Source organism: Paenibacillus sinopodophylli (genome assembly GCF_005930355.1).
In the GTDB taxonomy this organism is placed as follows: Bacteria; Bacillota; Bacilli; order Paenibacillales; family Paenibacillaceae; genus Pristimantibacillus; species Pristimantibacillus sinopodophylli.
The window spans coordinates 1-321 of sequence record NZ_VDBO01000074.1 but is presented as its reverse complement, the minus strand read 5'-3'; the positions used below and the strand labels follow the sequence as shown (position 1 = coordinate 321).

At 55.5% G+C, this 321-nt stretch carries 1 protein-coding gene; it reads right to left on the bottom strand.

The features are described 5' to 3' along the window. The coding region (locus FGT79_RS30740) for a glycine rich domain-containing protein (protein WP_246096710.1) at positions 1-321 on the bottom strand (321 nt) is incomplete at both ends.

The following is a 321-nucleotide window of genomic DNA, read 5'->3' as shown; positions in this document are numbered from 1 at the left end:
TCGCATTGGTTGATGCTTGTGGTTCCATTGCTCCCCTTGCCGCCTACCTTCACTTCCACTTTCTGTCCGGCTACGAGTTGCGCGACTCCACTCGCATAACCGCCATGGTTCGTGCTTCCACTGCCAGCTGTTCCGCCTTGTGCGCCCCATACTTCGAAGAGGTACGCACCCGTTAACGGAGCCTCAAAGGTCTGGGAACCGCCTATGTACACGAAATCCTTCATCGTCGCAGGCACCGCTGGTTGATAATCCGGATTAGGCACCTCCAGCTTCTCATAGGTCGGAGGCGTGGGGACAAAGACGTAACCCGGTTTTAATACA